5 protein-coding genes are annotated in these 3,226 nt (G+C 30.4%); 2 read left to right on the forward strand and 3 right to left on the reverse strand.

The window, feature by feature from the left end:
* The first annotated feature begins 50 nt into the window (after window positions 1-50).
* Entirely contained in the window at window positions 51-761 is a 711-nt protein-coding gene (locus tag ACW2QF_RS12445) for a YjjG family noncanonical pyrimidine nucleotidase (RefSeq protein ID WP_455716325.1), read from the forward strand.
* Between the two features lie 78 nt (window positions 762-839).
* Here ACW2QF_RS12445 and ACW2QF_RS12450 read toward each other — a convergent pair whose 3' ends face one another.
* The 3 genes from ACW2QF_RS12450 to ACW2QF_RS12460 form a co-directional block, all read right to left on the reverse strand.
* On the reverse strand, window positions 840-1,481 hold the full coding sequence (locus tag ACW2QF_RS12450) for an FMN-dependent NADH-azoreductase (RefSeq protein ID WP_455716326.1): 642 nt from the start codon (window positions 1,479-1,481) through the stop codon (window positions 840-842).
* Between the two features lie 275 nt (window positions 1,482-1,756).
* A complete protein-coding gene (locus tag ACW2QF_RS12455) occupies window positions 1,757-2,263 on the reverse strand; it encodes an Rrf2 family transcriptional regulator (RefSeq protein WP_455716327.1) in 507 nt (168 codons plus the stop codon).
* Window positions 2,264-2,401: 138 nt separating this feature from the next.
* A complete protein-coding gene (locus ACW2QF_RS12460) occupies window positions 2,402-2,773 on the reverse strand; it encodes a winged helix-turn-helix transcriptional regulator (protein ID WP_455716328.1) in 372 nt (123 codons plus the stop codon).
* A 178-nt stretch (window positions 2,774-2,951) separates the two neighbouring features.
* Here ACW2QF_RS12460 and ACW2QF_RS12465 point away from each other — a divergent pair.
* Window positions 2,952-3,226: NmrA family NAD(P)-binding protein (locus tag ACW2QF_RS12465; protein WP_455716329.1), on the forward strand; the 275-nt coding region annotated here is incomplete at its 3' end.

Consider the following 3,226-nt stretch of genomic DNA (forward strand, 5'->3'; position numbering starts at 1 on the left):
TGTAAAGAAATGATAATTTTAATAGATCAGAACATAAGGAGGAAATAATTATGAAATATGACGTTATAATATTCGATGCAGATGAAACTTTGTTTGACTTTAAGAAGTCTGAAAGGGAAGCTTTTAAGAATTCTATACTTGAATTTGGTATCCCGTACGATGAAAGTTATCATTTAAAGATATATCAGGACATAAATAAAGTTATATGGAAAGAATTCGAAGATGGGCTTATTACCCAAGAAGAATTAAAAGTAGAAAGATTTAAAAGATTATCAAGTAAATTAAACATTGAGTTTGATGAATCTAATTTTGCTAAGTCGTATATGAAACATTTAGGCGACGCATCCTTTTTATTTGATGATAGTATAGATCTTGTAGAAACTCTACATAGCGATTATACACTTTCTATAGTCACTAATGGTCTTACATCTGTACAAGAAAAAAGAATCAAGAAATCTGTGATATCTAAATACTTTAAAGATATCATAATTTCCGAAGAGATAGGAGTTGCTAAACCAAATCCTAAAATCTTTGAACACGCTTTAAATAATATAGGTCACAGTGATAAGAGCAAGGTATTAATGGTTGGCGATAGCTTAACTTCTGATATTCAAGGTGGCATAAACTTTGGAATCGATACATGTTTGTATAACCCTAACAAGCTTGTGAATGGGACAGGAATTAAACCAACTTACGAGATTTCTAATCTTAAGGCACTTAATGATTTACTAGATAATCCGCATGGGTATATCTATAAATAATATTTAGTGCTCTCTTATTGAAACATGATAATTCCTTCAAAATCAATGGAATTATCATGTTTTAATATAATTATTTTTTTATTTTGCAGCCAATTTTGAAGCCACTTCTTCAGCTTCTTTATAAGTATTTTGTAATATCTCATCCCTGTCTAGTAAAGCAGTTCCTTGCACTCGAATTATTTCAAAATCTTCGATACCAAAGAAATTAAACATCGATTTCAAGTATTTATACGCGTAGTCAACTTCAGTATACCAATCATCATTGGTATATATCGACCCACTTCCTTGTATAACAACCATGCTTCTTCCATCTTTAAGTAGACCTACTGAACCAGTTTCCGTATATTTAAATGTTTCTTTTGCAACCATAATATTATCCATATAATCTTTTAACTTTGATGGAATATTAAAATTATGTAGTGGATAAACAATTACATATTTATTGGCACTTTTGAATTGTTTTAATATCTCACTCATACGATCTGTCAATTCTTTTTCTTGGCTTGTTAGTTCTTCACCTTGCTCTATTTTGCCCCATGCACTTATGACTGTTTGGTTTATCATAGGTACTATATCACTATACAAGTTAATTTGTTCAATAACTTCATCTTTTGAATGTTGCTCTTTATAAGATTCCATAAAATGTTTGAATACATTTAAGCTAAATGATGAAGCAGAATCTACTGCTGGATGTGCGTTTATTACTAATAGTTTGCTCATTTATTGTTTCCTCCTAAAATTAATAACCTACCGATTATAGATAACATATATCGCCGATTAATTGTGTCTTTAATATAGCACTTATTTTAACTAATGTCAAATCAAATGTTTATATTTTTTGTATCAAGAACGATGAATGCTTATACCCAAAAAGGCTTTCATTAAAATGCAACATCAAAAAAACAACTTTTCGTAACTATGTACCATTTTGTGATCATATATATATTCACAAAATGGCATACAGCGTAGAAAAGTTGTTCTTTTTAGCCTCTTTCTTACTTCTTGCTCTTATTAAACCATTCAATTGTTGCGTTTTTCATTTCCTTTGGAACCATGTTACTATTATATACCTCATCGTATAGCCATGCTAACGTCTTGTTATTTAGATATTTTCTCATCTCATCTTCTGCCTCTAACATTACGACTTTTATTAAGCAAGGGCATTTGGTATAGGAATCCGGTAAATTATCTTTATCTAATAATATATTATTTCGCCTAATTTCTGCACATTGGAAAAATGGTTCACTTCCTTCTACTGCTTCTACAATATCCCAAAAGGTTATCTCTTCTGCACTACGAGCTAATGTATAGCCCCCATTTACTCCTGGTACAGATCTTATAATCCCTGACTTACTTAATTTGGTATATACTTTTGATAAATACGTTTCTGAGATTCCTTGAAATGTGGCTAAATCCTTGATTCCTACAGTTTTACCTTCCTCTATGTTTACCATATATAATAAGCAATGTATTGCATATTCTACTCCTACTGAAAATTTCATTTATCATACTCCTTTAAAATATAGCTTCTTTAATTAATCATATCCCATTATGTATTTTCATTCAAGTTAATCTTTGAGTTGCAAAATCATGAAGAGCATTTCCCTTGTATAAATAAAATAACAGTAATAACTTTAAAGTTATGATAAAACCTCTAATTTCTCATTTAATAAATCTTTCCCAAAAACTTGCATCGCTTCTAATACAGGCCTGAAATTATCTCCCTTCTCTGTTAATGAATACTCTACTTTTGGTGGTACAACTTTATAAACCTCTCTATGTACTAGCCCATCCTCTTCAAGCTCTCGCAATTGTCTAGTTAAGATTCCTTTTGAAATACCTGGTAACATCTTCAATAATTCATTAAATCTAATTACTTCTTTTTGGCTTAGATGCCACAGAATAACGATTTTCCATCTTCCAGCAATGATGTTTTGAGTAACCGTTAACGGACAGATTTCTTGTTGTAAATTCTCTGAAATAGACTGATCTTGATAACTATAACGTGCCATATATTACACTCCTTTCTTCAAGGTATTAGGTAATTGTGAAACACTCTTTTCCGAGGTTTCGCAATTACCTAAGGTACTATTTTTGTGACTATGTAATAAAATTGTGCCTACTTACATAAGTGTACCTTAAATGTTAATATATAGCTACATTAAAATAAAAAAATTTGGAGGATATAGAATGAAAATTTTAGTAACAGGAGCAAATGGTAATTTAGGTTCAAAAATTGTTGAAAATTTATTATCTAAAGCTTCAAAAGAAGAAATTGTTGTCGGTGTTCGTGATATACAATCTGAAAAAGCAGTTAGCTACAAAGAACAAGGTCTCGAAGTTCGTTTGACAGATTTTGAAAAACAAGAAACGTTAATATCGGCATTTGATGGTATCGATCGTGTATTCATTATATCTACTTTTGGTGATTTTGAAACAGTTATGCGTCAACACACAAATGCAGT

It is taken from the genome of Anaerosporobacter sp. (assembly GCF_965301125.1).

Excerpts from the sequence above, each read along its gene's own strand:
- ACW2QF_RS12460 (WP_455716328.1), bottom strand. The coding sequence starts at position 2,773 with ATGGCACGTTATAGTTATCAAGATCAGTCTATTTCAGAGAATTTACAA.
- ACW2QF_RS12450 (WP_455716326.1), bottom strand. The coding sequence starts at position 1,481 with ATGAGCAAACTATTAGTAATAAACGCACATCCAGCAGTAGATTCTGCT.
- ACW2QF_RS12445 (WP_455716325.1), top strand. The coding sequence starts at position 51 with ATGAAATATGACGTTATAATATTCGATGCAGATGAAACTTTGTTTGAC.
- ACW2QF_RS12455 (WP_455716327.1), bottom strand. The coding sequence starts at position 2,263 with ATGAAATTTTCAGTAGGAGTAGAATATGCAATACATTGCTTATTATAT.